At 42.6% G+C, this 1,162-nt stretch carries 1 protein-coding gene and 1 pseudogene; one reads left to right on the forward strand and one right to left on the reverse strand.

Features of this window, described 5'->3' with window-relative positions; translation table 11 throughout:
- A pseudogene (locus L5M38_RS24145) lies at window positions 1–234 on the forward strand (IS4 family transposase); the annotation flags it as partial.
- On the opposite strand, the gene L5M38_RS24530 reads toward L5M38_RS24145, so the two are convergent.
- Complete coding sequence (locus L5M38_RS24530) at window positions 218–412, reverse strand: DUF6678 family protein (RefSeq protein ID WP_317630258.1); 195 nt, start codon at window positions 410–412, stop codon at window positions 218–220. The pseudogene L5M38_RS24145 and the gene L5M38_RS24530 overlap by 17 nt on opposite strands.
- Between the last annotated feature and the right edge of the window lie 750 nt (window positions 413–1,162).

Below are 1,162 nucleotides of genomic sequence, written 5' to 3' on the forward strand. Positions count from 1 at the left end.
TTGATGGTTCAATGCCTGTTGTGGCTAGTTGGTTTACACGCACAGCAACAGGGCTGGGATAAGCATTTTCAGGCCAATACCATTGGGCATCGAACGGTACTCTCAACGATTCGCTTGGGATTGGAGGTACTCAGGCGGCCTGATTATCAAATCACGGAGAAAGAATTGCTGGCGGCCTGGGTATTATTCGCCAATCAGTTGCTCAAATATGGCTATGCTATGGCTGATTTATGAGGGGATCCTTCAGAGTAAAACCTGCATTTGGATTTTCATCATAAATCAATTTGTATCGCACATAGGGAATAAAGTCTTCAGATCCATTTAATGCCTTTTCAAGCTCGCACCACTTTGTTTTATTCATTACAGACGAAAGCTGATGCTCGTTTACATACTTCAAAACTTCAGAATTCATTTTTTAGTGTCTCAAGCGACTAAGTGAAAAACTAAATGATATAGCTTTAATAGATATATATTGCCAATAAAAACTAATTAAAATGACAGATAAAATGATGGGCAATAAATTAGGCCATCCATTTTAAACCGTGGAGCGCTTATTGGTTTGACCTACTCATATAAGCTTGCCATCGTATTTGCTCGTCGACAGGGTGAATAGAAGCCTAGGGATTCTAAGTTTATGAACGAGAGCCATGGAGGGCGAACTGGCAGTTAAGCATGGATGTTGTTCCAGTCCATCCTAGAATGCCCGTCCATGGGCGGATTGTCGTCACGCGAGTCACCATGGCACGCCTTTTTGCGCACTAGCATAACCTATATATTTAAAGCGATACGCAGTACGCTTTTGGACAGAAATGTTTGGGGAGCAGTAATTTCAGTTGTTAGAAGTTTAGCGTTTACGGGTATCCACTAGCACAGGCTTGCCATGGCATTCGCTCGTCGACTCGCTGCAAGTCCGTATATGGACACCTCGAATAGATCAACCACTTTTTGAGTAACAGAAAGTAATACTGCGTACGTATATCCGACCTGTTTGTGAGAATCTTTGTTCTCTGGCCTTAATGAGAACCGCGCCTTTGCTGCTTATCGTCCTTTCGGAGTCATATGCTCCTTGTACTCTCTCAGCATCTGCAAAGGCCGGTATTACCTGTTACTTCATTATCTGTAGTCGTGTTTTTGGGGTGAGGTTAATACTCGATTTTTACAT

It is taken from the genome of Shewanella sp. SM101, from assembly GCF_025654465.1.
Classification (GTDB): Bacteria; Pseudomonadota; Gammaproteobacteria; order Enterobacterales; family Shewanellaceae; genus Shewanella; species Shewanella oncorhynchi.

What these genes read in the sequence shown, in the direction of transcription:
- L5M38_RS24530 (WP_317630258.1), bottom strand. Translation starts at nt 412, where the DNA reads ATGAATTCTGAAGTTTTGAAGTATGTAAACGAGCATCAGCTTTCGTCT.